The sequence below is a fragment of the Bradyrhizobium sp. STM 3843 genome, assembly GCF_000239815.1.
Taxonomy (GTDB): Bacteria; Pseudomonadota; Alphaproteobacteria; order Rhizobiales; family Xanthobacteraceae; genus Bradyrhizobium.
This window is the reverse complement of the sequence record NZ_CAFK01000039.1, coordinates 1-26190: the sequence shown is the minus strand read 5'-3', so window position 1 is coordinate 26190 and position 26190 is coordinate 1. Positions and strand designations below refer to the sequence as shown.

The 26190-nt window shown below is 63.9% G+C and carries 28 protein-coding genes; 19 read left to right on the top strand and 9 right to left on the bottom strand.

Annotated features, from left to right (window positions below; all coding sequences use genetic code 11):
- Positions 1-173: 173 nt before the first annotated feature.
- The 14 genes from BRAS3843_RS05610 to BRAS3843_RS42035 all read left to right on the top strand — a co-directional run bounded on the left by BRAS3843_RS05610 (position 174) and on the right by BRAS3843_RS42035 (position 13457).
- Entirely contained in the window at positions 174-1136 is a 963-nt protein-coding gene (locus BRAS3843_RS05610; RefSeq protein ID WP_244425126.1) for a FecR domain-containing protein, read from the top strand.
- A 44-nt stretch (positions 1137-1180) separates the two neighbouring features.
- Positions 1181-1624 (top strand): hypothetical protein, encoded by a 444-nt coding sequence (locus BRAS3843_RS05605; protein WP_008967789.1) that lies wholly within the window; start codon positions 1181-1183, stop codon positions 1622-1624.
- A gap of 304 nt (positions 1625-1928) precedes the next feature.
- Positions 1929-3569, top strand: coding sequence for a ShlB/FhaC/HecB family hemolysin secretion/activation protein (locus BRAS3843_RS05600; protein ID WP_085966914.1), 1641 nt, complete (start codon positions 1929-1931; stop codon positions 3567-3569).
- A complete protein-coding gene (locus BRAS3843_RS05595) occupies positions 3569-5578 on the top strand; it encodes a DUF2341 domain-containing protein (protein WP_008967786.1) in 2010 nt (669 codons plus the stop codon). The genes BRAS3843_RS05600 and BRAS3843_RS05595 overlap by 1 nt, the downstream gene beginning before the upstream one ends.
- 5 nt (positions 5579-5583) lie before the next feature.
- Complete coding sequence (locus BRAS3843_RS05590) at positions 5584-5988, top strand: biopolymer transporter ExbD (protein WP_008967785.1); 405 nt, start codon at positions 5584-5586, stop codon at positions 5986-5988.
- Between the two features lie 16 nt (positions 5989-6004).
- A complete protein-coding gene (locus BRAS3843_RS05585; protein WP_008967784.1) occupies positions 6005-6499 on the top strand; it encodes a hypothetical protein in 495 nt (164 codons plus the stop codon).
- Between the two features lie 107 nt (positions 6500-6606).
- Positions 6607-7242 (top strand): TonB C-terminal domain-containing protein, encoded by a 636-nt coding sequence (locus BRAS3843_RS05580; protein ID WP_244425130.1) that lies wholly within the window; start codon positions 6607-6609, stop codon positions 7240-7242.
- A 43-nt stretch (positions 7243-7285) separates the two neighbouring features.
- Positions 7286-9160: a putative porin gene (locus BRAS3843_RS05575; protein ID WP_008967782.1), complete on the top strand. Its 1875-nt coding sequence runs from the start codon at positions 7286-7288 to the stop codon at positions 9158-9160.
- Positions 9161-9162: 2 nt separating this feature from the next.
- Positions 9163-9762, top strand: a complete 600-nt coding sequence (locus tag BRAS3843_RS05570) for a hypothetical protein (RefSeq protein WP_008967781.1) — start codon at positions 9163-9165, stop codon at positions 9760-9762.
- Positions 9759-10823 (top strand): peptidyl-prolyl cis-trans isomerase, encoded by a 1065-nt coding sequence (locus BRAS3843_RS05565; RefSeq protein WP_008967780.1) that lies wholly within the window; start codon positions 9759-9761, stop codon positions 10821-10823. The genes BRAS3843_RS05570 and BRAS3843_RS05565 overlap by 4 nt, the downstream gene beginning before the upstream one ends.
- A gap of 13 nt (positions 10824-10836) precedes the next feature.
- Entirely contained in the window at positions 10837-11589 is a 753-nt protein-coding gene (locus tag BRAS3843_RS05560; RefSeq protein WP_035980908.1) for a hypothetical protein, read from the top strand.
- Positions 11590-11660: 71 nt separating this feature from the next.
- The gene (locus tag BRAS3843_RS05555) at positions 11661-12200 is read left to right on the top strand and encodes a YbjN domain-containing protein (protein WP_008967778.1); all 540 of its coding nucleotides are present in this window, start codon (positions 11661-11663) and stop codon (positions 12198-12200) included.
- 88 nt (positions 12201-12288) lie between these two features.
- Positions 12289-12987 (top strand): transglycosylase SLT domain-containing protein, encoded by a 699-nt coding sequence (locus tag BRAS3843_RS05550; protein WP_008967777.1) that lies wholly within the window; start codon positions 12289-12291, stop codon positions 12985-12987.
- 2 nt (positions 12988-12989) lie between these two features.
- Positions 12990-13457, top strand: a complete 468-nt coding sequence (locus BRAS3843_RS42035) for a hypothetical protein (protein WP_008967776.1) — start codon at positions 12990-12992, stop codon at positions 13455-13457.
- Between the two features lie 75 nt (positions 13458-13532).
- Here the strand turns inward: BRAS3843_RS42035 and BRAS3843_RS05540 are convergent, their stop codons facing one another.
- The 8 genes from BRAS3843_RS05540 to BRAS3843_RS05505 all read right to left on the bottom strand — a co-directional run bounded on the left by BRAS3843_RS05540 (position 13533) and on the right by BRAS3843_RS05505 (position 20754).
- Complete coding sequence (locus BRAS3843_RS05540; protein ID WP_008967775.1) at positions 13533-14315, bottom strand: alpha/beta hydrolase; 783 nt, start codon at positions 14313-14315, stop codon at positions 13533-13535.
- 3 nt (positions 14316-14318) lie between these two features.
- A complete protein-coding gene (locus tag BRAS3843_RS05535; protein WP_008967774.1) occupies positions 14319-15614 on the bottom strand; it encodes an O-acetylhomoserine aminocarboxypropyltransferase in 1296 nt (431 codons plus the stop codon).
- A 100-nt stretch (positions 15615-15714) separates the two neighbouring features.
- A complete protein-coding gene (locus BRAS3843_RS05530; protein WP_008967773.1) occupies positions 15715-16338 on the bottom strand; it encodes a nitroreductase family protein in 624 nt (207 codons plus the stop codon).
- 75 nt (positions 16339-16413) lie between these two features.
- A complete protein-coding gene (locus BRAS3843_RS05525) occupies positions 16414-17409 on the bottom strand; it encodes an aliphatic sulfonate ABC transporter substrate-binding protein (protein ID WP_139024742.1) in 996 nt (331 codons plus the stop codon).
- Positions 17410-17901: 492 nt separating this feature from the next.
- Positions 17902-18888 (bottom strand): dienelactone hydrolase, encoded by a 987-nt coding sequence (locus BRAS3843_RS05520; protein WP_008967770.1) that lies wholly within the window; start codon positions 18886-18888, stop codon positions 17902-17904.
- Between the two features lie 34 nt (positions 18889-18922).
- Complete coding sequence (locus BRAS3843_RS05515) at positions 18923-19840, bottom strand: DUF2807 domain-containing protein (protein WP_008967769.1); 918 nt, start codon at positions 19838-19840, stop codon at positions 18923-18925.
- A gap of 15 nt (positions 19841-19855) precedes the next feature.
- Positions 19856-20431, bottom strand: a complete 576-nt coding sequence (locus BRAS3843_RS05510; RefSeq protein WP_008967768.1) for a DUF1700 domain-containing protein — start codon at positions 20429-20431, stop codon at positions 19856-19858.
- On the bottom strand, positions 20431-20754 hold the full coding sequence (locus BRAS3843_RS05505; RefSeq protein WP_008967767.1) for a PadR family transcriptional regulator: 324 nt from the start codon (positions 20752-20754) through the stop codon (positions 20431-20433). Before BRAS3843_RS05505 ends, BRAS3843_RS05510 begins: the two co-directional genes overlap by 1 nt.
- A 250-nt stretch (positions 20755-21004) precedes the next feature.
- Between BRAS3843_RS05505 and BRAS3843_RS05500 the strand changes: the two genes are divergently transcribed.
- The 4 genes from BRAS3843_RS05500 to BRAS3843_RS05485 are packed head-to-tail and all read left to right on the top strand — an operon-like array spanning position 21005 to position 25198.
- Positions 21005-21301 carry a hypothetical protein gene (locus BRAS3843_RS05500; protein WP_139024740.1) on the top strand — a complete coding sequence of 99 codons (297 nt, stop codon included), beginning with the start codon at positions 21005-21007 and terminating at the stop codon, positions 21299-21301.
- Between the two features lie 15 nt (positions 21302-21316).
- Positions 21317-22144: a class II glutamine amidotransferase gene (locus BRAS3843_RS05495; RefSeq protein ID WP_008967765.1), complete on the top strand. Its 828-nt coding sequence runs from the start codon at positions 21317-21319 to the stop codon at positions 22142-22144.
- A 36-nt stretch (positions 22145-22180) separates the two neighbouring features.
- Positions 22181-23953, top strand: coding sequence for an N-acetylglutaminylglutamine amidotransferase (locus tag BRAS3843_RS05490; protein WP_008967764.1), 1773 nt, complete (start codon positions 22181-22183; stop codon positions 23951-23953).
- An 18-nt stretch (positions 23954-23971) separates the two neighbouring features.
- Positions 23972-25198, top strand: coding sequence for a carboxylate-amine ligase (locus BRAS3843_RS05485; protein WP_008967763.1), 1227 nt, complete (start codon positions 23972-23974; stop codon positions 25196-25198).
- Positions 25199-25268: 70 nt separating this feature from the next.
- Here the strand turns inward: BRAS3843_RS05485 and BRAS3843_RS05480 are convergent, their stop codons facing one another.
- The gene (locus BRAS3843_RS05480; RefSeq protein ID WP_008967762.1) at positions 25269-25454 is read right to left on the bottom strand and encodes a hypothetical protein; all 186 of its coding nucleotides are present in this window, start codon (positions 25452-25454) and stop codon (positions 25269-25271) included.
- Positions 25455-25888: 434 nt separating this feature from the next.
- Between BRAS3843_RS05480 and BRAS3843_RS05470 the strand changes: the two genes are divergently transcribed.
- A complete protein-coding gene (locus BRAS3843_RS05470) occupies positions 25889-26098 on the top strand; it encodes a hypothetical protein (RefSeq protein WP_008967760.1) in 210 nt (69 codons plus the stop codon).
- Positions 26099-26190 lie beyond the last annotated feature (92 nt).

Below are 26190 nucleotides of genomic sequence, written 5' to 3'. Positions count from 1 at the left end.
AGCTTGTAAAGCCCGCCGGCGCGATGTTTTCGATTCAGTCCGGCCGGGCGTGGATCGTCTATTGATCAGGACGAGCGCGCTGTGATCGGGAATGCCGCCGCTTGCCGGCGGAGAGAAAAGAGCGACCGGCTTTGACTGCACGCAACGAAATGCCTTCGGAACTGGATCCGTTGTTGCGGCAGGCCCTTGCCTGGGTCATCCGCCTGCATTCGGGTGAGGCGACATCGGCGGACGCGGCCGCCCTGGCCTTGTGGCGGCAGCGCAGTCCTGAGCATGACGCCGCGTTTCGCGAAGCCGTCAGACTGTGGCGTGGTCTCGGCGACGCGGTGCGAACACTTGCCGAACAGAATCTGCCGGCTGCTGGCGGCCCCACGGCGGCGCGCAGGGCCGCTGCGAATTCAGGCCTGAGTCGTCGTGTGCTGATCGGAGGGGCGACCGCTGCCGCGGCCTCGTTGGCCGGGGCATATCTGGTTGCGCGACCGCCGCTTGGGTTGTGGCCGTCTTGGCAGGAGCTATCGGCGGACTATCGAACTGCCAAGGGCGAGCGGCGCGTCATCACGTTGGCGGACAACATCTCGCTGACGCTCAATACCCAGACCAGCATCGCGGTTCGATCGACGCCGGACCGGCCGGCGATCGAACTCATCTCCGGCGAGGCTGCGGTGCAGGCGGCAGGCGAGGCGTCCGCGCCGGTGGTGATCGGCGCAGCCGGCGGCCTGATCAGCGCACGCCAGGCGAGCTTCAACGTCAGGTGCCTCGAGGGTGTGGTCTCGGTGTCGTGCGTCGATGGCGAGGTCGAGATTGAATGGAAGCGCCAGCGTGCTGTGCTCGCCGGTCGTCAACAGCTCTCATATTCCGCGCAAGCCGGGCTGGCACCGGCCTCAAATGCCGATGTCGAGCAGATGCAGGCCTGGCTGAATGGCCTGCTGGTCGTCCGCGACTGGCCGGTCGATCGGCTGGTCCAGGAAATCAACCGCTACCGGCCGGGCAGGATCGTGATCATGGGCGGATTAGGTCGGCGCATGATCTCGGGTACGTTCTATCTCGATCATCTCGACGATTTCATTGCGCAGGTCCAGAGCCTGTTCGGCGCCAGCGTGCGAGCGCTGCCGGGCGGCATTGTTCTGTTGAGCTGAGTCCGATCGAACGGGCGCGGTTCGAGACCGGGAAGGAGGCGGACATGAGGCGGGCGTCGGGATTGTTGCTCAGCTGTCCAGGCTCATCTGTTGTCGCGATGAGCTGCTGGTTATTGTGGTCCTTCAATGCAGCCCAGGCGCAGGACTATCAACCGACGACGATTGCGCCGGCGCACTGGGGTGCGTTTGCAAAGCTTGTGACGCGTCACTTCGAGGACGGCATCAGCGCCGATGACCAGGTTTCAAATCGGTTTCGGAGCTATGTGCTCGAACACCGTGACAAAGCCGATGGGCCGCCGCAGGTTTTCACGGTCCAGGCCTGGGTCGGCCCGCATGGCACGATCGAGAAGGTGGCCTTTCCGTCACTGAAGAACGCGCAGGCCGACGGGGATCTGCGCACCATCCTCACACGTGGAACGGTTGGCGTGCCTCCGCCACCTGATCTTCTGCAGCCCCTGAATCTGCGGCTCTCGCTCAATATAAAGTAGCTGGAGAATAATTCTCCGGGGTCCCATCCGCTTGCGCCCATGGAGGGCGTGCGATCAGCCGTTGCGCAAATATCACGATCCGGCTGCGCGCTTCGCTGCCGCGCACACATTCGTTAAAATTTCGATTCAGTCTCGCCCCGCTCCAATCGTCTTCTGAACAAAGACACCATGAACGCGGCATCCCGCTGCGAGTTCATGCGCGTGTCCGGGAGACGAGCGAGCGTCCGTGCAGTCTGATCGAGATTTCAAGCGTGGTGGATTCGCGTCCGCCCGAACGGCGGTGCTTTGCCTGAAGCCGGCGCTGATGGTGCTGGTCGGCGGTCTTGCCGCCGTCGCGCCGGCATCGGCAGAGACGGCCGCACCGGCGCAAGGCGCGCAAAAGCCTGCGAGCGCGGCTGCGCCGCAGCAGCCGCTGGCACATTTCGATATCGACGATTTCGCGGTTCAGGGCGCCGACAAGCTGCCGGAGATCGACATTGAAGAGGCGATCTATCCGTTTCTCGGGCCGAACAAGACCTCGGAGGATGTCGAGAAGGCGCGGGCCGCGCTGGAGAAAGCCTATCACGACAAGGGCTTTCAAACCGTCAGCGTCGCCGTGCCGCAGCAGAACGTAAACCAGAAGGTCGTCGTGCTCAGGGTGACCGAGCTCAAGGTCGGGCGGCTGCGCGTCAAGAATTCCCGCTACTTCGATCTCGACAAGATCAAGGACAAGGCGCCTTCGCTCAAAGAGGGAACGGTGCCCAACTTCAACGACGTCACCAAGGACATCGTTGCGCTCAACCAATGGCCGGATCGGCGCGTCACCCCCGCCTTGCGCGCGGGCGTGACGCCGGGAACGGTCGATGTCGACCTTAACGTCGAGGACAAGCCGCCGATTCACGGCAGTCTCGAAGTCAACAATCGGCAGTCGCCGAACACGACTGCAACGCGCGTCAGCGCCACCGTGCATTACGACAATCTCTGGCAGCTCGGCCACTCCTTCAGCTTCACCTATCAGGTCGCGCCGGAGCGTCGGAAAGACGCGGAAGTCTTCTCCGCCTCCTATCTCGCCCACACGGACATCGATTGGCTGAGCGTGCTGCTTTACGGCGTGAAGTCGAGCAGCGACGTCGCAACGGTCGGCGGCACCAATATCGTCGGCCCGGGTGACATCATCGGCGGCCGCGCGGTGATGACTCTGCCGAGCCGCGACCATTTCTTCCACACCTTCTCGGCCGGTATCGACTACAAGCATTTCGACCAGACAACGATGCAGCTCGGCTCCGCCAGCTTCGGCTCGCCGGTCACGTACTATCCGGTCGTCGGCACTTACGGCGCGACGTTCCAATATGAGAAGTTCACCACCCAGTTCAACGCCACGCTGACCTACAATCTGCGCCCGCTGTCGAGCGACCGGCTCGCGTTCGACGCCAAGAGGTTCGATGCCTCGCCAAGCTTCACGCATTTCAACGTCGACCTGTCGCACACCCAGGAGCTACCCGAGGGTTATCAGTTCTGGGGCAGGCTGCAGACCCAGATCGCCGATGGGCCGCTGGTCTCGAGCGAGCAGCTCAGCGCCGGCGGTCTCGATACCGTACGCGGCTATCTGGAGTCCGAGGTGCTCGGCGACGACGGCGTGATCGGCAACCTGGAAATTCGCAGCCCCGATATTGGCGCGATGCTGCAGAAGCAGATGAAGGACGAGACCGGCAAGGGCACGCCACGCTTCACCACGTTCAACGAATGGCGGATGTTTGCCTTTGCCGACATCGGCCATGTCAACGTGCAGCGCAGCTTGCCGGAGCAATTCTCACAGTTCGACCTGTGGAGCTACGGCCTGGGCTCGCGCTTCAAGCTCTTCAACTCGATCAATGGCGTAGTCGTGCTGGCCGTCCCGATGACAAACCAGACTTATACCCGCGCGGGTGACCCGCGCGTCAATTTCCGGCTTTGGGGTGAATTCTGATGACGCTCGGATGGATTGATAGGCTCTGGGCCGGGTCGTGCCTGGCGGCTGTGGCAAGGAAAGCGGCGAGCACATTCGCGCTCGCGGTCGTGGGTGCGACGCTGCTGTCGGCCTCGCCGGCCAAAGCGTGGTGGAACGACGAATGGCAGCTGCGCAAGAAGATCACGATCGACGCCAGCGCAGCCGGCGCCAACATCACCGATCCGATCGGCACCACGCCGATCCTGGTGCGCCTGCATCCCGGCAATTTCCGTTTCAGCGCCACCAAGGACGACGGCAGCGATCTGCGCTTCGTCGCCGGCGACGACAAGACCCCGCTGAAGTTTCATATCGAAAAATTTGATGCGCTGCTCGGCGAGGCCCTGGTGTGGGTCTCGGTGCCGAACCTGCAGCCCGGCGCCAAGACGGAGCTCTGGCTCTACTACGGCAACAAGAAAGCGGTGCCCGTGGCCGATGCCAAGGGCACCTACGATACGGACCAGCAGCTCGTCTATCATTTCACCGAACGCGGCACGCCCGCGCTCGACTCCACGGTCTGGGCCAATAATGCGCAGAGCGTCGGTCAGCCCTCGGACGGCGCCCTGATCGGCACCGGCCTGCGGCTCGATGGCGCAACGCCGCTGACCTTGCCGTCCTCGTCGTCGCTCGCGATCGCAGGCGATGCGACCGGTTGGACCTGGTCGGTGTGGGCCAAGCCAGCCGCGCAACAGCCGAACGCGGCGCTCTATAGCCGCCGCGACGGCGGGAACGGCTTCGTCATCGGCCTTGACGGCGGTGCGCCGTTCGTCGAAGTCAGCAATGCCGGCGCTACGCAGCGCAGCACCACGGCGGCGCCGATCCCGGTCAACTCCTGGCACCACGTCGCCGTCGTCGCAGGCAGCGGCAAGGTCACGCTTTATCTTGACGGCAATGCTTATGCCGCGTTGGACGCGACGCTGCCCGCGCTCAACACGCTTGCTTTCGTCGGCGGAGACACGGCCGCCTCCACCGTGGCTCCCGCGGCGGCGGCATCGACATCGCCGGCGCCGTCAGCCGACGGAAGCACAGCGACGCCGCCTGCCGATGCGAGTGCAGGGGCCGCGCCTGCACCAGCGGCGGCCGCAATGGCGGGCTTTGTCGGCGATATCGACGAGTTTCAGATCAGCAAGGTGGCGCGGCCTGCGGGCTTCATCCGTCTTGCGGCGATCGGCCAGGGACCCGATCAAGGCAAGCTGATCTCGTTCAGCGTCGACGAGGAAACCGCAAGCTGGCTGTCTGGCTATTTCGCGGTGATCCTGAAGTCGGTCACGATCGACGGCTGGGTGGTCATCGGCATTCTGCTGGTGATGGCTGCGATCAGCTGGGTGGTGATGCTGGACCGCGCCTCGTTCCTCGGCCGCCAGTCCCGCGCCAATACGCGCTTCCTGCGCAGCTACCGGGACGTCGATTTCGATCTGACCCTGCTCAGTCACGGCACCGAGCAGGAGGTCGCAACCCTCGGAGGACGGCTGAAGCCGCGCGACGCCTCGACGCTGCGTTCTTCATCGCTCTATCGCATCTACCACGTCTGCGCTGACGAGATCCGCCGCCGCTCGGCGCGCACGCCGGCGCTGGTGCTGTCGGGAAGCTCGATCGCCGCGATCCGTGCCGCGCTCGACGGCGCGGTCGTCAAGGAGATGCAGCGGCTGAACCGGATGATGGTCATCCTGACGATTGCGATCTCCGGCGGACCGTTCCTCGGTCTGCTCGGCACCGTCGTCGGCGTCATGATCACCTTCGCGGCGATCGCCGCGAGCGGCGACGTCAATGTCAACGCGATCGCGCCCGGCATTGCGGCTGCGTTGGTCGCCACCGTTGCCGGCCTCGGCGTCGCCATCCCGGCGCTGTTCGGCTACAACTATTTGATCTCGAAGATCAAGGATCTGAGCAGCGATCTGCAGGTCTTCGTCGATGAACTCGTGACCCGCATCGCGGAAATCTATTCCGCCGATCGGCCGGATCCGGTCGATCACCGGATGGCCGCGGAGTAGGGGCGATGCAGGTCCAATCCGATTCCAAGCCTTACGACGACATCAACATCACGCCGATGTTGGACCTGGCCTATGTGCTCCTGGTGATCTTCATCATCATGACCACGGCGACGGTGCAGGGGCAGAAGGTCAATCTTCCCAAGGCATCTGCCGCGCCGAGCCTGGCGACGCAGACCACCAAGGCCATCACGGTGGCCAATGACGGCAAGATTTTCCTCGACACCATTCCGGTGACGCTGCCCGAGCTCGAGCAGCGGCTGATCCAGCAAAAAGCCTTGACGCCGGAATTCCCGGTGGTGCTGCGCGGCGATGCCCAGGCCCAGTACCAGAGCGTGATGGACGTGCTCGATCTGTTGGGTCGCATCGGCCTCACGCAGGTCGGTCTCGCGACCAAGCCGCTCGTCAAATAGAGGGTGATACGGACCGATGCGCAGTCCATTCCATCACACTCCCATTGGTCACAAGGGCCTGCATGACGGCGTGCTGGTGCAGATGCGTCACGCATTGTTGCGTACGCTCGCCAGATTCCGGCCGGCCGTGGTGAGCACCGTCGCTATCGCCGCTGCAGTCGACGCTCATGTCGAGCCTAGCGAGGCGGCGGTGCTGGCGTTTCCAGTCCGCGGCGAGGCGTTGCTGGTGAATCTCGCCAGCACGCTGCGAGAGCGGGTGATGCGGTCAGACGCTGCGGATGATCCTTTTCTGATGACGATGTCGCGCAGCCCGCGGCCGCGGCTGTCGATCGATCGCGATGCCTATGTCGAATTCCACGCCGAAGACTCGACCTTCCATTTGAAGATTGATGCCATTCCGGCATCGCGGCTGACGCTGGAGACGCCCGAATTCACCATGCTGGTGAAGTTCGTCCTGCAATATCTGGCCGAGCGCCATGGTGAGCCCGACCAAGGCGGGGGCATGGCGTGAGCGGGCGCAGAGACGAGTGGGAGCTGGAAGCCGAACCCGGTGAAGTCAAGAGCCGCGGCTTGCGCAGCTTTTTCGCCCATCCCGGCCTGCGCTACGGCGCCGCGCTCGTGGTCGTGCTGCTGGTCGCGAGCGCGGCTTATTCGCTGTTTGGCGGCGACGAACTGCCGCCGCCGCGCCAGATCCATGAGATCACGATTGTCAACATCACGCCGCCGCCACCTCCACCTCCGCCGCCTCCACCGCCGCCCGAGCAGAAGATGATTGAGCAGCCGAAGGAAGCGGAGCAGAAGTTCACGGAGGAGAAGCCGCTCGAAAAGCCGCCTGAGAAGGAGCCGGTCAAGGAAGCCAAGAACGAGGAGCCGCCCGGACCTCTCGCGCTGGACGCCAAGGCCACCGGGCCGAGTGACTCGTTCAATCTCGGCAGCAAGGTCGGCGGCAGTCCGTTCGGAGGCGGCGGGGGCGGCAGCCGCTGGGGCTGGTACTCCTCGCAGGTTCAGTCGCAAATGGAGTCCGCGCTGCGCGGCAACAATAGGACGCGGAATGCGGTCCTGCAGGTTGGCATCCGGTTGTGGGCGCAAGGCACCGGCCGGGTCAGCCGGGTGCAGCTGGTGTCATCGACCGGCGACGCCGAGCTCGACGCGGCGATCCGCGACGAGCTGGCGCGCCTGACGCTGCGCGAACCTCCGCCCAAGGACATGCCTATGCCGATCGTCACCCGCGTCATCATGCGGCGGCCGACCTGATGATTTGACTAACAAAGACGACGAGTAAAAGGACAGGGGACCAATGGTTGACTTCACTTCAAACGCACGCCGGCGCAGTTTGATGCTCGCCGTTTCGCTGGCTGCGCTTGCATGCGGTGCGCCCGCGTTTGGCCAGGGCGATCAAGTGTCTGCCGCACCAGCCGACAGCAAACGGCCGAGGCTTTCGGACGCAAGGCCGACCTCGCCGAACGCAACGATCAATCTCGTCAACCTGCTGGTGAAGCAGGGCGTCATCACCGAAGAGCAGGCGGCGACACTGATCAAACAAGCCGATGACGAGGCCTATGTGGCACGGCAGGCGGCGAAGAATGCATCCGCCAAGGCGGACGAGGCGGCGAAAGCGGCCAACGCCGCGGCATCTGCGGCCGAGCCGCCGGGCACGCGCCACGTCACCTACGTGCCGGAGATCGTCAAGCGGCAGCTGCGCGAGGAGATCAAGAAGGAGGTCATGGCGAAGGCGGAGAAGGAGAACTGGGCCTCACCCGGTCTTTATCCGGAGTGGGCGCAGCGCATCCATTTCTACGGCGACTTCCGCGCCCGCTATCAGGGCAGCTTTTTTCCGGCTGGGAACGCACAAGCAGATGCAATCAATTTCAACGCCATCAACTCCGGTTCACCGTACGATCTTTCTGCAGACACTAATCCATATAACTGGCCGACCTATAACACTACGCAAAATCGCAACCAGGTCCGGCTGCGCGCCAGATTGGGCATGGACGCTGATTTAACGAACGGCTTTAGTGCCGGTTTGAGAATCGCCACGGGACAGGACAATTCGCCCGTCTCGACCAATCAGACGCTCGGAGCTAACGGCTCGAATTTCTCGAAGTATCAGCTCTGGCTCGACCGAGGCTATCTCAAATACGAGACGTGGGGGCAGGATCTGGTCGCTTCGGTCGGTCGATTCGACAATCCATTCTGGTCGCCGACGGATCTCGTTTGGTACCGTGAGCTCGGCTTCGATGGCGTTGCGCTCCAGGGCAAGTACCGGTTCTCGGAAGAATTCACTCCCTTTGGTGTAATCGGGGCGTTTCCAACCTTTAATACCGATTTCAATGCCGGGACCAATATCAACTCAGAGGCATCAAAGTTTCAAAGTCATGACAAATGGCTGTTTGGTGCGCAGGTCGGATTCGCCTCTCGTTTTGATCCTGTTCACGAATTTCGAGTCGCTGCGGCGCTCTACGATTTCGAGAATGTTCAAGGGCAGCTCTCAGATGATGCGTGCTTCCCCGTCAATACTTCGGTCAGCTGCAACACCGATCTGAGCCGGCCGCTTTTCGCCCAAAAGGGCAATACGTATATGACGTTGCGTAACATTGGTAGCCTCGGCACCAACAACAATTTTGGCAATGACTTTCTCTTTCAATATTTCGGCTTGGTCCAGAAGTTTCGGCCACTTGTTGCAAGCGGGTCGCTCGACATGGGTGATTTCCATCCCTATCACATCGTCGTCGACGGAGAGTTTGTCTGGAACACAGCCTTCAATCGTGCTCTGACGGCAAATGGGGTGGGACTAACCCAACTTCCAGGAAACGTCGCCGGCTACATCTACAACAACCGTGCCCCAACCTCGGATGGCACGTTTGGTCCCTTCAACGGTGGCGACAAGGGTTGGATGACGCGCGTCACTGTCGGTAACCGAGAGATCAAGCATTTCGGCGATTGGAACGCGCACGTCGGCTATAAGTATCTCGAATCCGACGCCACGCTCGATGCGTTCACCGATCCCGATTTCGGTCTCGGCGGCACCAATCTCAAAGGCTATTTCATCGGAGGCAATGTCGGCCTGAGTGAGAATGTCTGGGCCTCGATACGGTGGATGAGCGCCAATAATATCGGCGGCCTGCCTTATGCGGTGGACGTACTGCAAGTCGACCTCAACGCGAAGTTCTGATCATGACGATGCGCATCATACTCCTGACGATCGCTGCTGCCGTGTTGTGTTCGCAGATCACGATGGCGCGCGCGGAAACCGAAGCCGACAAGCTGCGCGAGGCGCTGCGCGCGGCGACGCTGCAGACCCGGCAATTGGAAGACCAGCGCGCGCAGCTGCAGGCCAAGCTCGCCGAGGCGGAGCGCGAGAAGGCGGCGGCGAAAGTGCAGATCGAGGCCGCCAAGGCCGAGGTCCGTCAGGTCGAGAAGCAGCATCGCGAGGCGGTGGAGGAGTTCAACCGGCGGCTCGCCGAGCGCGACGAGACGCTGGAGAAATGGAAGAGCGCCTATGAAGAGGCGGCGAATGTCGCGCGCGACAGGGATGCTGCGCGCGCCAAGTTCGAAAGCGAGGCCACGGCCTACAAAGCCTCGACCAAGGGTTGTGTTGCCAGAAACACGCAGCTGATCAAGGCCGGGCAGGAACTGCTCGGCCGTTATCAAGGTGTCACGATCGGTGACACAATTGTTGCGCGAGAACCGGTGCTTGGGCTTCGCCGCGTCGAAATCCAGAACGGCATTCAAGACACCAACGACAAGTTCCTCGATCAGAAGGCAGCACAATGAGTCTCTCTCGCGATGTCAGCGCTTTCCGTTTGCTTCGCCTCGCCGCCGTCACGAGCGCGCTGACCTGCGTTCCAATGGTCGTGGTGGCGCAAAGCGCTGTTCCGAACCGCCCAGTCCAGGCTCAGCCGGCCGTGAAGCCGAAGCCTGCCGCGCCGGTCGCGGCCGCGACGCAGCCGCCGGCAACCCAGGGGGCTGCGACGACGGTGGCCCAGGGCGCGGTGAGCGCGAAAAGCAATGATGATGTGATCGCCCGCGTGGGCGCGACCAACATCTCGGCGGACGAGATCCGTGCCTATGTCGCCGCGCTCGGCCCGCGCGAGCGCGCCGCCGTCAGTCAAGATCCCGCACTGCTCAGCCAGGCCGTGCGGATGATGCTGGCCAACCGGCTGGTGCTGCAGGAGGTCGTGGCCAAGAAGTGGGATCAGCAGCCGAACGTTGCCGAACAACTGCAACAGGTGCGCGACAACGCCGTGGTGGAGCTTTATCTCCAGTCGGTGTCGGCGCCGCCGGCGAATTTCCCGAGCGAGGACGACCTGCAGAAGGTCTATGACGCCAACCGCGCCTCGTTCCTGGTGCCGCGGCAGTTCGAGCTGGCGCAGATCTTCGTGCCGTTGGCAAAGGATGCCGACAAGACGGCCGAGGACAAGGCGAAGAAGACCGTCGACGAGGTCCAGCGCAAGCTGAAGGCGCCGGCCGCCGACTTCGCCGCAATTGCCAATGAGGTCAACGAGGCCAAGAACGGCGGTGAGCTTGGCTGGGTGCCCGAAACTCAGATCCGCCCCGAAATCCGTCCGCGCGTGATGGAGCTCGCCAAAAACATGGTCTCCGATCCGATCAAGCTCGACGATGGCTGGCATATCATCAAGCTCAGCGACACCAAGGCGTCCTACACGCGGACGCTGCCGGAGGTGCGTGATGCGCTGGTGCAGCAGATCCGCAGCGAACGTGCGACGGCGCTGCGGCGCGCTTATGTGGCCGAGCTCTTGAAGCAGCATCCACCTGTCATCAACGAGCTTGCGCTGTCGAGCCTCGTTGGCGAACAGTCCTCGCCTGCGAGATAGCCGCACGATGCCCATGGCGCCGACCGCACCAGCCGAGCCGATGCTGACCCCGGACCGCCTGCGCGCGCTGCTCGAGGCGAGCGGCTTCGGCAGCTCGATGGTGGTCGCGCCCGGGCGGCATGTGCTGTCGGTGGGATGCAGCATCGTGCTGCAGTTTGGTGACGAGGTTGTGCGCGACGAGGCCGGCGTCCGACAGATCAAGGTCAAGTCCAGCATCCTGATCAATGGTGATGAGAGGCGGACCGATCGGGTGACGCGCTGGGAGATATCCAGGTCTCTGTCGGCGGTGGCGGATGACGAGCGCTTCGGCATTGCGCTGGAAGCGGATCTGTTGCTCGGCAGTGTCGTGCCGCTCGAGGACCGGCTCCTCAGCAGCGAGGAGGCGTTGTGCCACCTGCGGCAGCTGATCGCGGATCTACAAGCGACCCTGCGCGGCCTGCCGGTGAGCGACAGACTCGGTGAGGATGCGCGGTTGCCGATCCTGCGGATCGAGGCCCGATTCAGCGGCGACATCATGGTCGGCCGTTCGGGCGTGGTGCAGGCGCCTGCAAACGGACGGCGGCCGGCCACGCCGCGGACGACTGCGCAGCGCGTCCGGCTGGGCATCGCCACATGCGACTGTCTGGCCGAACAGGTCCTGCCGGACATCCTGCGCGCGGTGCGGGCGGTGATTGGGCCAGACAATCGGGCTCGAATTCCGTTGCAGCATGACGCGGACGGCTCCGCATGGCAGCAGCAGGTAACTTTGCCTGAGACCTTGCAATGAGGTCGGAGACATTGGTCCGCCGACCGAAGAACCGCAATCGACCGAGCTGAACGACGCTGACGGAGTTTCTGATGTCCGACACCACCATGACCAAGCTTTCGCTCGATGGCCTGCGCGACCTGTTTCAGCTCGCCGGCTATCGCGTCGAGAGCTTGACCGATCCCGTCGCCAACATCCCTTATCTACGCTCCGCCACCAACGGCCTGGCGTTCGACATCCGTCCGGGCAACGCCGCGCCCGGCGACGAGCAGAGCTTCGTCGACGTGGCGCTGATCGCGGTGCTGCAGGTGCAGGGCGAATTGCCGCTCGATGTGGTGAACCGCTGGAACGCGAGCCGTCGTTTCGCGCGCCTGCAACTGAGCCCGCCGTTCCTGGCACTGTCGCTTGATTTCTCGCTCGCGGGCGGGGTGACGCAGACCTATGTGCGCGCGCAGATCGAGATCTGGGATCATCTGATGCAGCAGCTCGTGAGCTTCCTGCGCGAGGAGCTGGCCGTTCTCGCCAAGGCAAGAACGCCTGCCGCGCAAACCGGCAACGCGGCTGCGGCGCAGCCTTCGACGACGAGCACACAGCGGATCGTGGAGCCCGACGCGCCGCGGGCGGTTCAGTAATGGCATCGGAGCTGAGTGCGGAGCGCTGATGAGGATGCAACGAGGCCCGCTGCAGAGGATGGGCAGGCGAAGCGACCGCGGCCGGTCCATGGTCGCGAGGTTGATCGTGCTGGCCGCAATGATCGCCACGCCGCTCCGTGCTGAGCCGGGCAATGCCGATATCTCCTCGGCCAAACCCGAGGCGCCGCTCGTGGCCAAGCCGGAGGCTCCGGCAAACCAACGCGATGCGCAGTCCTATTATCGGGCGCTGATCGCCAAGGAGGCGGGACAGCAAGGGCTGGCGCCGGCGATCGCCGAGGCCGTGATGGCGGTCGAGAGCGGCTTCAATCCGAATGCGATCGGCGGCTCCGGCGAGATCGGGCTAATGCAGATCATGCCCTCGACCGCGCGTATGCTCGGCTTTTCCGGCAGCAATGCCGAACTCGCGCTGCCCGAAACCAATATTCATTATGGCGTGACCTATCTGGCGCAGGCGTGGCGGCTCGCCGGCGGTGATCTCTGCACGGCGACGATGAAATATCGCGCGGGCCATGGCGAGACGCGCTTCTCCTTTCTCTCGGTCGATTATTGCGTGGCCGTGCGCGCAAAGCTCGCGGCGCGCGGCTTTCCGCTGACCGGCAGCGTGCCGGTTGCGACCTTTGGTGCGCCGGGCAGCGTCGGCGTGAGAACCGTGAACGGCGGTTGCGGCCGCAGGTGTCTCGGTGGCGGCGCGGTCGGTCGCGTGGACCTCGCCGCGCTGAACAGCAAGCTGAGCACGCTGGTGATGCAGGTTCGTGGTGGGAGGTGACGATGCAGCTCTCCGCGACAAGGCTAGTGATCGCCGTGGCGATGTTGGTATCGGCAACGTCGAGCTCGGCCCGAGCGGAAGAGCCGAGATCCTTGCCGCCGGTGACGGTCGATGCGCCGCCGGCCAGTCCGCTGTTACCCAGTCCTTCCAACACCGGTACGCCGACATCCACGCCCTCGGTCCCGGGCGGGGGACAGGCCGGCAGTGGTGGTGGCGACAAAGGGCGCTGTGCCGATGCCAAGGGAGAAGCCGACACTTCGTTCGGCTGCATCAATGAGCGGCTGAAGCGCAAGGTCGACGAGGTCAATCCGGTCTACAACACGCCGCCGATCGATGCGAAATCGTCGGACCTCAAGGTCGGCACGGTCAACATCCCCGCCGTTCAGCAGCAATATGGCAGGAATTTCGGCCATTCCGTCGTGCCGTATCGCCCGACCGTCATCTATCCGTCGGGGATGGGACGGCACTGACTCGTTTGAGCATGATCTCCGCGCAAACGCGTTCCGCGTTTGTCGCGAGGGAAAACCGGTTTCCACTTTTCCGGATCATGCTCTGAGCGCCGCCAGCAACTCATCGGACCGCTCCGCCATCATCATGTGGCCGGCGCCTTCAAGTACGATGGTGCGCGCCTGCGGGATCGCGGCGGCCAGCGTCTTGCCGGCCTTCGCCGGAGTCATCATGTCCTTCTCGCCAAGGATCAACGTGGTCGGCACCTTGATCTTGCCGGCCGAACTCAGCGCGTCCTGATAGTTGTTGCAGGCTGCGAGATCGGAAAACAGCACGCCGGGCGGACAGCGCCTCAAGGTCGCTTGCGCCGTGCCGTGCATCCACAGTCCTGGCGCGGGGCTGCCGCCGAGCTCGGCGCTGTGGCCCAAACCCCAGATCGACACCATGTCGATCGCGGTCTGATCATTGGCCTCCGCTGCCTTGAGCAGATCGGGTCCGACCGTCATGGTCGCGGCGGTACCGACCAAGCTGAGCGCGCTGACACGCGCCGGATGGCGTGCCGCCGTTTCGAGCGCGATCAACGATCCCATCGAATGGCCGATCAGATGGGCGGGCCTGGCGCCGGCGGCCTCGAGCAGCGCAACGATCCAGTCCGCCATCTCGGCAATGGTCTTGAGCGCCGGCCCCGCGGAGTGTCCATGCCCGGGAAGGTCGGGCACCAGCACGGCGAAGCCGTGATGGGAAAACCAGCGGCTTTGCAGCGCCCACGCGGAATGGTCGAACCCGGCGCCGTGGATGAACACGACCGCGGGCAACGTGGCGTCGAAGCTGCGGCCGCCGGTCGAGACGAACGCTTCATGGCCATCAACGGAAAGCTGCATGGCTCACACCTTCTGCGAGGCGCGCAGCGCCTGTCCGAGATCGTCGATGATATCAGTCGCCGCCTCGATGCCGACCGACAGCCGCACCAGCTCCTCGCCGATGCCGGCTGCGGCAAGCTGCGCGGCATCCATCTGCTGATGCGTGGTGCTGGCGGGATGGATGACCAGCGTCTTGGCGTCGCCGACATTGGCGAGGTGGCTGATCAGCTTCAGACTCTCGATGAACTTGCGCCCCGCCGGCCGCCCGCCCTTGATGCCGAAGGAGACGATCGAGCCGGCGCCGCGCGGCAGCAACGTCTTGGCAAGCTGATGATCCGGATGGGTTTCAAGCGCCGGATGCGCCACCCAGTCGACTGCATTGTTACTTCCAAGGAATTCCAGGACGGCGGACGTGTTCTGCACGTGGCGCTCCATGCGCACTGGCAGCGTCTCGACGCCCTGCAGCAGATGGAAAGCGTTGGTCGGCGACAGGCAGGCGCCGAAGTCGCGCAGGCCTTCGGTGCGGGCGCGCATGATGAAGGCGGCCGGCCCGAACTGCTCGTCGAAGACGATGCCGTGATAGCCGGCATAGGGTTGGGTCAAAACAGCAAATTTGCCGGAGCCGCGCCAGTCGAAATGACCGCCGTCGATGATGACGCCGCCGATCGCGATGCCGTGGCCTCCGAGCCATTTGGTCACCGAATGCATCACGATGTCGGCGCCGAGCGCGATCGGCTGGCTGAGATAGGGCGTGGCGAAGGTGTTGTCGATCAGGAGCGGAATGCCGGCGGCATGTGCGATCTCAGCGACCTTCGGAATGTCGAGCACCTCCAGCCCTGGATTGCCGATGGTCTCGCCGATCACGAGCCGCGTCTTCGGCGTGATCGCCGCACGGAAGGCGTCGTGATCGCGCGGCTTGACGAACGTGGTCGTGATACCGAAGCGCGGCAAAGTGTGCGCGAGCAGGTTGATGGTGCCGCCATAGAGCGAGGCGGAGGCGACGATGTGGTCGCCGGCGTTCAAGAGCGTGGCGATCGCCAGGTGCAGCGCGGCCTGTCCGCTCGCGGTGCAGATGGCACCGACGCCGCCTTCGAGCGCGGCCAGTCGTTCCTCGAGCACGGCCGTCGTCGGGTTGGAGATCCGCGTGTAGATGTGGCCGGCGCGCTCCAGATTGAACAGCGCGGCCGCGTGCTCGGCGTCCTCGAACACGTAGGACGTGGTCTGATAGATCGGCACCGCGCGGGCGCCGGTGGCGGGATCAGGATGCTGGCCCGCATGCAGGCTCAAGGTCTCGAAGGCGGGCGGTTTCGGTGGCGGCATGCTGGACTCGCGAATTCGAGGGACCGGTCAATCATCCCTTCTGCCACAAATTTCAGCAGAGCGTCAGGGGCGGCACGCTTCAGTACCGCCCCCCAACCGATCACCCGCCCGCAAAGCGCTGCGGAAACAGGCCGGCGGCAGCGATAGCGGCGACCGGCAGGCGTGGGCTCGGCTTCTCGCGCTCTTGCAGTTGCGGCGGCAGATGCGCGCCATCACCCTTGCGGCCGACGGCCACGGCGATTTCGACGACGAAAGGCTCCGGCACCTGAAGCGCCTTCTGCGCGGCGTCGACGTCGAAGCCGCTCATGCCGTGGCTGGCCCAGCCGGAGAGGGCGGCCTGATGGGCGAAATTGGCCCAGGCGGCACCGGCGTCGAAGGAATGGGTGCGCGTGGGGGCCGGCTCGGTCTTGCCCAGGGGCGTGAACGTCTTCTTCGACAGCACATAGACCAGCGCGGCGGCGTGCTGGGCCCAGCCGCGGTTGAATTCGACCAGCGGACCGAGGAAGGTGTCGAATTCCGGTGTGCCGCGCAGCGCATAAAGGAAACGCCATGGCTGCGAGTTGTAGGAGGAGGGCGCCCAGCGTGCCGCCTCGAAGAAGGTCAGCAACTCGCTTTCCGGGATCGCTTCGTTGCTGAAGCCGCGCGGCGACCAGCGGTCGACGAACAGGCGATGCGCCGGATGGTCGGTGGTCCGGTCGGTCGGCGGGATGAGATGGGACGTCACGGTGGTCTCCTTCAGTCTAGTCTACGTCGGCACGATGAATGCCGGGGGCGGAACTCTCTATCACGCGGGATCGCCTCATGGCGCCCTGGGTAGCCAGATTTTGATCGCTGACGTATCGAGCTTGGCCGGCAACAAATGCTCGGCGAAAAAGGCATCGGCAATCTTCTGCTGCTCGGCGAGGCCGGCAGGTGTCACCGCACCGACCCGGTAGGAGCGGTGGCTGTTGGCTTCCTCCACGGTGGCGGCATCGATCCCCCACAGACCGGCGAGCAGGTTCGCGGCATCGGCCGGATGCGCCTTCACCCATTGCCCGGTCTCGACCAGCTTGGTGAAGATCACGTTGAGCGCATCGGCGTGGCCGTCGGCATAAGCGGCGGATGCGAGGTAATAGCGCTTGTAGCTGGCGAGGCCGTCGGAGCCGTCGGCCAGCACGCGCGCGCCGGACTGCCTGATGACGCTGGTGAGGAACGGGTCCCAGGCGATCCAGACATCGACGTTGTTGCTGACGAAGGCGGCGCGGCCGTCAGCCGGCGGCAGATAGGCCGGCATGATGTCCTTGAAGCTGAGGCCGGCGCGTGCGAGCGCGGCGAGCAGCAGATAATGGCTGCCGGCGCCCTTGGTCACCGCGACCCTCTTGCCTTTCAGCTCGGTCAAGGACTTGATCGCCGACGCCGTCGGCACCAGGATCGCCTGCGCCGAGGGCGAGGCGGCTTCCTCGGCGACATAAGCGAGCTTGGCGCCCGCCGCCTGGGCGAAAATGGGCACGGTGTCGGCGACATCAGCGCCGAAATCGATGCTGCCGATATTGATGGCTTCGAGCAGCGGCAGGCCGCTGGAAAACTCATGCCAGGTCACCTTGATCCCGAGCGGCGCCAGCGCCTTCTCCAATTCGCCATTGGCCTTGAGGATCGCGGTCAGGGTCGATGATCGCTGATAGCCGATGCGGATGTCCTCCGCGGCCGCTGGCCTGGGGACGGACACGAACAACGCCAGGATAGCTGCAAACAGCCCGCTCAGGATGAGATTGCGCCGCATGTGAGCGGCCGATGCGATGGATCTGAGAGCGGACATCATGGGGATCTCCCGGCAGCGTTGAAGTCGGTTTTACCAGCTTGTCATGGCATCATTTGCAGGAGCGGTCCTGCCAGCGCAATTTCACTGTTCGGCGCAAGAGGAGAGCAAAATTCTTCATCGGGCGGCTGCATCAGAATGATGTTCTTGTGAGTGGTCGCCAAGCCAAATCTGCGGGCCAAGTCAAATGCCTCGAAAGCAAAACAAATTCGATTTTTGCGTGCAAATCATCTGCCGTCGGCGCAACTCAGACGACTTCAGAAGCTTGGCGGTCAGCGCCTCGAACAGCAGGTCACTTGCGGATTTGATCTCCTTCGGGGGGACACCCTGCAAAAAGGGTCAGCACGCCGTTCGACGCAGCCCAAATCGTCCGAGCCGCGACATCGACATCGGTCTTGAGCCGTCGGCCAGAGCAAAGCTGGATTGCTTTGCGGAGGCTGTCCTCCGGCCGCGCTTTGCGCGGACCGGTTGGTTCGCAATGACGCCTCCGCCTCACTCCGCTGGCCGGGCCAGCCATTTCCGGAAGAATGCGATCATCTCGGTGTCGAACTGCGCGTAGAATGCGGCGCGGTCGAAGCGGGGAGGATCCACGCAGAGTTCGGGCCGCTGCCTCAGCAGTGTTGGTGAGCAGGGCGCCAGGAACGAGAAGTGCCAGGAGTTCGGAACCACGCGATACTTGTGCGGGACCGAAAGGTTTGCGTCGACGGCAGCCACGTCGTGAGGAAGCACGCCGTCACCGCCATACTCCGAGGCCCACAATTGAACCGGCACTTTAACCGACGCGAGGCTGTCTGCGCCAAAGGTGATGGCGAGCGGATCGGCAATGACGATAGCCTTGATCCGCGGATCGTGCGTGGGAGGCTCGGTGGGGTATTCCTTCCGCAAGATCTGCGCGCAGGCGTGGCTCGCCGAATGCTGGCAGATCGCGGTGGCCTTTGCCCAGTCCGGATTGGCCCCGACTGCCACCAGGCCGGTATAGCCGCCGCGGGAGAAGCCGAACAAACCGATCCGTTCGCGATCGATCGCCGCGCTGACGGGAGACGCGACCAGCATGAAATCGATCAGGCGTTTGATGTCCTGCGGCCGCTCGACGTAAGCGGACAGGTCGTCCGAACGGCTGAGATCGAAGGAGTTGTCACCAGGGTGACTGATAGCAGCGACGATGAAGCCGGCCTCGGCGAGCACTTCACCGGTGTGATGATGGCCGGCGAAGTTGCCGCCCCTGCCGTGCGACACGACGACCAGCGGCAGCTTGTCGCCGAGCAACGGACAATCCTTCACTCCCGGCAAGGTGAAGGGATCGAGACGAACCTCTCCCGGCGGCTCGGCGCAAGGATACCACATCGCGCCATGAATCGCCGGACCATCGGCGTCGGCCGGAATATCGATCGATCGCAGGCCGGCAGCCTGCGCCAGCGTCGCCGTGACGCAGAAGCCCGCGATGTACAGGAATCTGCAGAATTGGTTGGAAGCGGACATCGACATCTCTCCCCGTTACACAAGGGCCGCCGATCTACGGCACCTGCTTGATTTGCCCTGAGCCCGACACGTGCGAATTGATCCGCGCCACGGCGCCATGCAATCTCACCACCGCACTGCCGGAGACGGAGATATCGGCGTCCTGGCGCGGCGCCAGATCGACGTTCCCGCTGCCGTGAATCTGCGCGCTGGCTTTGTCCGCGATCAGCCCGCCAAGATCTGCGCGTCCAGAACCGGCGGACTCGAGCGAAACCTCCTTGGCTTCGCCGCTGGCGATGACGCTGCCGCTCCCGTGGAGTGCGATGCGCAGCACGTCCTGCCTGCTGTCGGCGAGCTTGAGACCGCCGCTGCCGTGGATGTTCGCCGTGGTCTTCTGGGTGGTGAGCCGGCCGAGATCAGCCCGGCCTGAGCCGGCGGCCTCAAGCGAGACCTCGCGGACCTCGCCGCTTGCCGCGACGTCACCGCTGCCGTGCATGGTGATCTGCAGCAGATCCTGCTTGACGTTGGAGAGATCGAGTTGGCCCGAACCGTTCAACGTCCATGCTGTGATCGCGGGGCCGGAGAGGCGGACGACGAGGTCGTTCGCCGGAGAACAATCGACCAGGTTGTCCCACTCGACCGTATCCCATTCCAATTTGCCGTCGCGCAGGCGCACGTGGCTGACCAGGTCGGCGTCACCGCTGACGCTCGCCTGTGGCTTGGGGCCGGGCTGGTAATGAACCTGCGCCGGAATCTTGATCTTGACCGCGTCGCTCCCGGACCAGTCCAGATCGACGGTGCGGCGTTCGCCCGCGCCGGTCTTGTTCGCCGATGCGCAGCTGCGCATCGTGCCGGCCCAGGATCGGTAGTCGCCATCGATCCAGTCGGTTGCCGAAGTCAGAACGATGAATATCCCGCACGCCGCCGCAATGCTCAGCGACACCAGCGCAATCCTTATGAGACGTTCGTTCATGGTGCACCTCTGATCCTAACTAATCGGGTCTTGTTCCGGCTTGAGCAGCCGATAGTGTAGCCGGGCGTGATTTCCGAGCATCTTCACCGCACCGTTGAGCGCCAGCAGCAGCAGCGCGCCGCCGCCGACACTGCCGGCGATCAGTCCGATCCCCGCCACCGCGCGCAAGAGCATCGCGGCGATCGAGGCGAAGTGCCCGACCTTCACCAGGCTGAGCAGCAGTCCGATGCCGACAATGCCGAGCACCAAAACGATGAGGCCGATCACCAGCATGACCAACATCACGGCGAACAAAATCGGCAGCAGGAATAGAATGTCGACAGTGGCGAGGCTCCCGAGTGCCAGCAAAGCGGCGGCGGAATTCCCCAGACTGCGGCGATTTTCCCAGTGGCGCAGCCCGGTCTCGGCGCGCAATTCGCGCGCCAGCCGGCGCGGATCGCCCAGGGCTGCCGCCACGTCGACCTCACTTCGCCCGGCGGCCTCGGCTTCGTCGAAATAGGACATGTAGTCGGCAATGATATCGTCAACCTCGCGGGCCGGGAGCCCGGCGAGCCCGTCATTGAGGATGGTCAAGAAGGCGACGCGGTTCATCAGCGTTCTCCCAGCAACTTGTTGACGGCGTCGGTGAACGTTCGCCACTCGCGCTTCTGCGCCGTGAAGGCGGCGCGGCCGGCCGGGGTGAGCCGATAATATTTGCGCGGCGGGCCGCTGTTGGATTCGGCAAGGCGGGTTTCGACCAGCCCGTCATCCTGCATGCGCCGCATCAGGGGATAGATCGTTCCTTCCCCCATGCCGACGCCGGACGCCAGCGCGCTGGCAATCTCATAGGCGTAGCTCTCGCCGCGCGCCAGCAGCGCCAGCACGCACAATTCGAGCGCGCCTTTCTTGAGCTGGACCTGGTTCTGTTCGGTCATGGCAGCGATACGGTTCGGCCAGTTGCAGGAAGAATATATTGCAAGGTATCTTTTATTGCAAGGTACAGATTTATGAAAGGTAGCGGCGGTCGGGGAGCCGCGAGCGCGCTGGTGTGGCTGGCTGGTGCCGCGCGCCGATGCATCTCATCTGCCACTCCGGTCCGGCGAGTTCCCCTGCGCCGCCTCCGCAGCGGAACTTGATTTTGCGTGACGCGTTTTTGCTAGCCATGACTTCCTGCGCGAGGGCCACGTGAGCAAGCCGCTGCCATTATCCGTTTGCGATCGCAGGACGGGGCGTGTGTTCGAGGAGTTCCTGGTCGACAGCCGCGCGACCTATGAGAGCGAGCCGCACCGCTCTTTGGCTGAATGGGTGCAATCACAGCCCGCGATGGACTGGCTGATCGCGACCTATCAGGACACGTCCTTCAGCGCGCGCAAGATCGGGCCCTTCATTTCAGCAACACCGCGAAGGGCATCGAGAGGTTCGTTTGGCTCGGCCAGCCGGTTGCACACGGCCTGCGAACTCCGTCGCGCATTCATCCGTTGAACCGGAGGCTATTTGATGTGCCGCTGGATTGCCTATCGCGGTGAGATCACTGCGTTCGAGCCTTATGTCACTGAGCCCGAGCATTCGCTGGTGGCGCAGAGTCTGCGTGCGCTGGAGTCGACCGCAGGCACCAATGGCGACGGCTTCGGTCTCGGCTGGTATGGCCATCATCCGGAGCCCGGGCTCTATCGCGAGACCCGTCCGGCCTGGTCGGACGAGAACCTGCGCTATCTCTGCCGCCACCTCCAGTCCCATCTGTTCTTCGCCCATGTTCGCGCCGCGACCGGGACCGCGGTGACACGCCAGAACTGCCATCCCTTCGCCTGCGGCCGCTGGCTGTTCATGCACAACGGCTTTGTCGGCAGCTGGAACAGGCTGCGCCGCAAGATCGAGGCTCTCATTCCCGATCCGCTCTATCCGTCACGGATCGGCACCACGGATTCAGAGGCCGTGTTTCTGGCCATTGTCGGCGCCGGCATCGAGCAGGATCCGCTGGCGGCGACACGCGATGTGCTGCGTTCGCTCTGCGAGCTGGTCAATGAGGACGGTCTGCGCGAGCGATTGCGCTTCACTTCGGCGCTGTCCAATGGTCAGGACCTGTTCGCGTTTCGCTTCGCCGAGAATGACAGCGCCAACTCGCTCTATTTCCGTGAGGACGGCGAGCAGGTGATCGTGGTGTCAGAGCCCTACGACAAGGAACCGGCTTGGACAGAGGTGCCACCGGACCATGTGTTGGTGGCTCGCGCACGGAAGCGTGCCGAGGTAGTTCCGCTCCTGGCGCGAAATTGTGTTGCGCTTCAAGGGGAACGCAAGCGTTCACAACGGGTTATCGGCCGCGCTTAGTCGAACAGGCAAGTCACAGGAGCTCGATCCCCCGCGATGTGCGGCATTTGTGGTGAAGTCAGAACCGATGGGCAGATCTCGTTGGCGGCACTGGGCCGCATCAACGATGCGATGCAGGCGCGAGGGCCCGACGCGTCGGGCCTCTACGTGCAGGGTGGGATGGCGTTCGGCCATCGCCGCCTCAGCATTCTCGATCTGTCCGCGGCAGCTCAGCAGCCGATGATCGATGCCGAGCTCGGACTCGGCATCGTGTTCAACGGCTGCATCTACAATTTCCGGGAGCTGCGTGCAGAGCTCGCGGGGAAGGGCTATCGGTTCTTCAGCGACGGCGACACCGAGGTGATCCTGAAGGCCTATCACGCCTGGGGCAGAGATTGCGTGCGCCGCTTCAAGGGCATGTTCGCCTTTGCGCTGTGGGAGCGCGACAGCGGCCGCGTGGTGCTGGCGCGCGACCGGCTCGGCATCAAGCCGCTGTACTATACGCAAGCGCCGGGCGTATTCCGCTTCGCCTCATCGCTCACCGCGCTACTCGCGGGCGGCGAGGTCGACACCGCGCTGGATCCGGTGGGCTTGCATCATTTCTTCAGCTTTCATGCGGCAGTCCCCGCGCCGCGCACCATCCTCCGCGGCGTGAGGAAGCTCGAGCCTGCAACGCTCCTGACCATCGAGCCGGATGGGCGGCAGACGCGCGAGCGCTATTGGAGCTTCAGGGTCGGCGAAAGTCGGCCCACTGATCGCCGCCTCAGCGAACAGGAGTGGGTCGACGCGCTGACGGAAGCCATGATGCAGGCGGTAGACCGCCGCCGCGTCGCCGACGTGCCGGTGGGCGTGCTGTTGTCCGGCGGCCTCGACAGCTCGCTCCTGGTGGCGCTGCTGTCTCAGCTCGGCCATCAGGACATCAGGACGTTCTCGATCGGGTTCGATGCGGTCGGCGGGCACGCCGGCGATGAATTCCGCTACTCCGATATCGTCGCCAACGCCTTCGCGACCAGCCATCAGCAAATCCGCATTCCGGCCGACCGCGCGCTCGACGCCTTGCCCGGCGCCATCGCCGCGATGTCGGAGCCGATGGTGAGCCACGATGCGGTCGCGTTCTATCTGTTGTCGTCCGAGGTGTCGAAGCGGGTCAAGGTGGTGCTGAGCGGACAGGGCGCCGACGAGGTGTTCGGCGGCTACAGCTGGTATCCCGCGTTTCTGCCGGCCAATGATCCGGTCGATGAGTATCAGAAGGCTTATTTCGACTGGGGCCATACCGATCTCGCGCGGCTGCTGTCGCCGGACATGATCGACGAGGATGTGAGCCTGCAATTCGTCGAGCGCTTCTTCGACGATTGCGACAGCGCTTCCGCGATCGACAAGGTGCTGCAGATCGACACCGAGATCATGATGGTCGATGATCCTGTCAAGCGGGTCGACAACATGACCATGGCCTTCGGTCTCGAAGCGCGCGTGCCATTCCTGGATCATGAGGTCGTGGAGCTTGCGGCGCGCATGCCGGCGGGGCTGAAGGTCAAGGACGGCGGCAAATACATCCTCAAAGAGGTGGCGCGGCGCTGCGTGCCGCACCAGGTGATCGATCGGCCGAAGGGCTATTTCCCCGTGCCCGGCTTGCGCTACTTGCGTGGTCCGTTCCTCGATTTCGTCCGCGATGTCTTCGACGCAGCGCCGGCGCGGACGCGTGGGCTCTACCGGCGCGATTTCGTCGACCACATGCTGCGGCAGCCCGAGGCTGAGATGAGCCCGAAGGGCCATTCGCGACTCTGGCAGGCGGCGCTCCTCGAGGCCTGGCTGCAGACACATAACATCTAATTGGATGGGATTTGATCGATGGGATTTGATCCGAAAATACTCGAAAGGCTCCGCCTCGGACTGAGCGACGATGAGCGGCACCTGGTGATCCGTTCGGCAAGCGGGCGGGAAGAGGCGAGCGAATATTCGTTCGGCATCGAGGAGGAATATTTCCTCGCCGATGCCACCACTCGCGACGTCGAGATGCGCACGCCGGATGATCTCTTCAACGCCGCGAACTGGTCGACCGGCGGCCAGGCGATGCGGGAAATGCTGCAGTCGCAGCTGGAAGTCGCCACCAACGTCCATATCGACATCGGCGACGCCAGGGAGGAATTGAAATTCCTGCGGCGTGAGGTCGCGACTGTCGCGCGCCAATACGGGCTGACCATTCTGGCCGGCGGCACCCATCCGACGGCGGCGTGGCTGCGCTCGCAGCCAAGTCCCAAGCCGCGCTACGCCGAGATGATCGAGGACCTTCGCTGCGTCGGTCGTCGCAACATGCTGTGCGGGATGCATGTCCATGTGCAGCTGCCGGACCCCGACCGGCGGTTCGCGGTGATGCGCGCGATGATCCCCTATATTCCGCTGTTCATCGCGCTATCGACCTCGTCGCCGTTCTGGAATTCACGCGAGACCGGTCTCAAAGGCTATCGGCTCGCGGCTTACGACGAGTTGCCGCGCACCGGCCTTCCCGAGCTGTTTACCTCGAAAGACCAGTACGACCGTTACGTCGCGGCACTCACCAAGTCCGGCGTGATGCCGGACGACAGCCATATCTGGTGGGCGATGCGACCGTCATCGAAGCATCCGACCCTCGAACTGCGCGCGCCCGATGTCTGCACCTCGGTCGACGATGCCATCGCGATTGCCGGGCTGTACCGCGCGCTGGCGCGTCACCTCTACCTCCACCCCGAAAAGGCCAACGAGGTCGGCAATGTGGAGCGCGCGATCGCGGTCGAGAACAAGTGGCGGGCGCAGCGTTACGGCACCGACTGCCTCCTGGTAACCGAGGACGGTCCGGTGACGGGGCAGGAGATGCTGGTCAGGCTGATCGAAGAGATCATGCCGGATGCTGAAGCGCTCGGCTGCGTCGACGAGCTTGCACGCTGCCAGATCATCATGCAGCTCGGCAGCTCGGCCGATTTCCAGATCCAGGCCTATCGTGATGCCGAGGGCGACCTCGCAGCGGTCACGCGATGGATCGAGGCGGCGACATTGTCGCAGCTGCCGCGGCCACAGGTTCTGGCGGAGGCGGCGCGCTGATGCGAACACGGTCTGCCGCGGCGTTCGGCGTCGCGGCAGAGCCGCACGCACCAATGCAGCTCTGCCAGGGCTAGTGCGTGTTCGACCGCTGCCATTTCTCGAGATCGATATCGGGGCGGTCAGGTGCGATCTGGTCCTTCTCGGGATTGCCCTGCCAGGGCTTGTCGGTTTGTTTGTTGCTCGGCCAATCCGTCTGTTGCCTGGGATCGTCCTTCGGTGTCTCCCTCGGATCGTTCTTCGTGGTGTCCTTGACCATGCTCTGCTCCGCGCTCCTCATCAGGAGTTCTGGGGCGAACGCGTGGGCGGAGACGGCGTTCCGCGGCGCGTCGCTGATACTGCGCAAGCTTTTGGATTGCAGGTTATCCTATGATGTTGGTGGTTATACCAGTTGCGCTATGATCATCGACGCACGGATGGATGCGCCATGGGCGCTCGGCAGAAGAACGAACGAGAGAACAACAAGCGGAGCCGAGGCACGTATGGCGCTGGGTTGATCGGCGGCATCCTGCTGATGACGACTGGCGCTGGAGCGCTGGCAGACGAGGGCACTCCACCCTCGCTGCCAGCGGCTCTGCATGAGCAATAGCTAGTTCCAGCTCTTGATCCGACCCCGTTCCATGCCGATTTGAGTGGCAACCGCCGACATCTCTCGCTGTTGGCGCACCGATCCACCCACAGCATCGGACCCGCATGGTTTCCGCCAGAACGCGAGCCTTCAAGATTCTTCACGAGTTCGAGCAGGCGCAATCGGAACTGGTCGGCAAGGCGGTGGCGCTCAGCGACGGCAAGGCGGGAACTGTGGAACAGGTGTATCTCGACGAGCTGCACGGCCTGCGGATCGCGATTCGCGGCCATGACGGCCGCTGGCCGGTTTCAACCATAAAATTTGCGCAACGGTAGGAAGCCTCGCGAAGCGAAATCAGCTGAAGCAAGTTCGGGATCGAACGGTGCGCATTGCAATGTCCTCTCCCCTTGCGGGAGAGGGCAGCTCC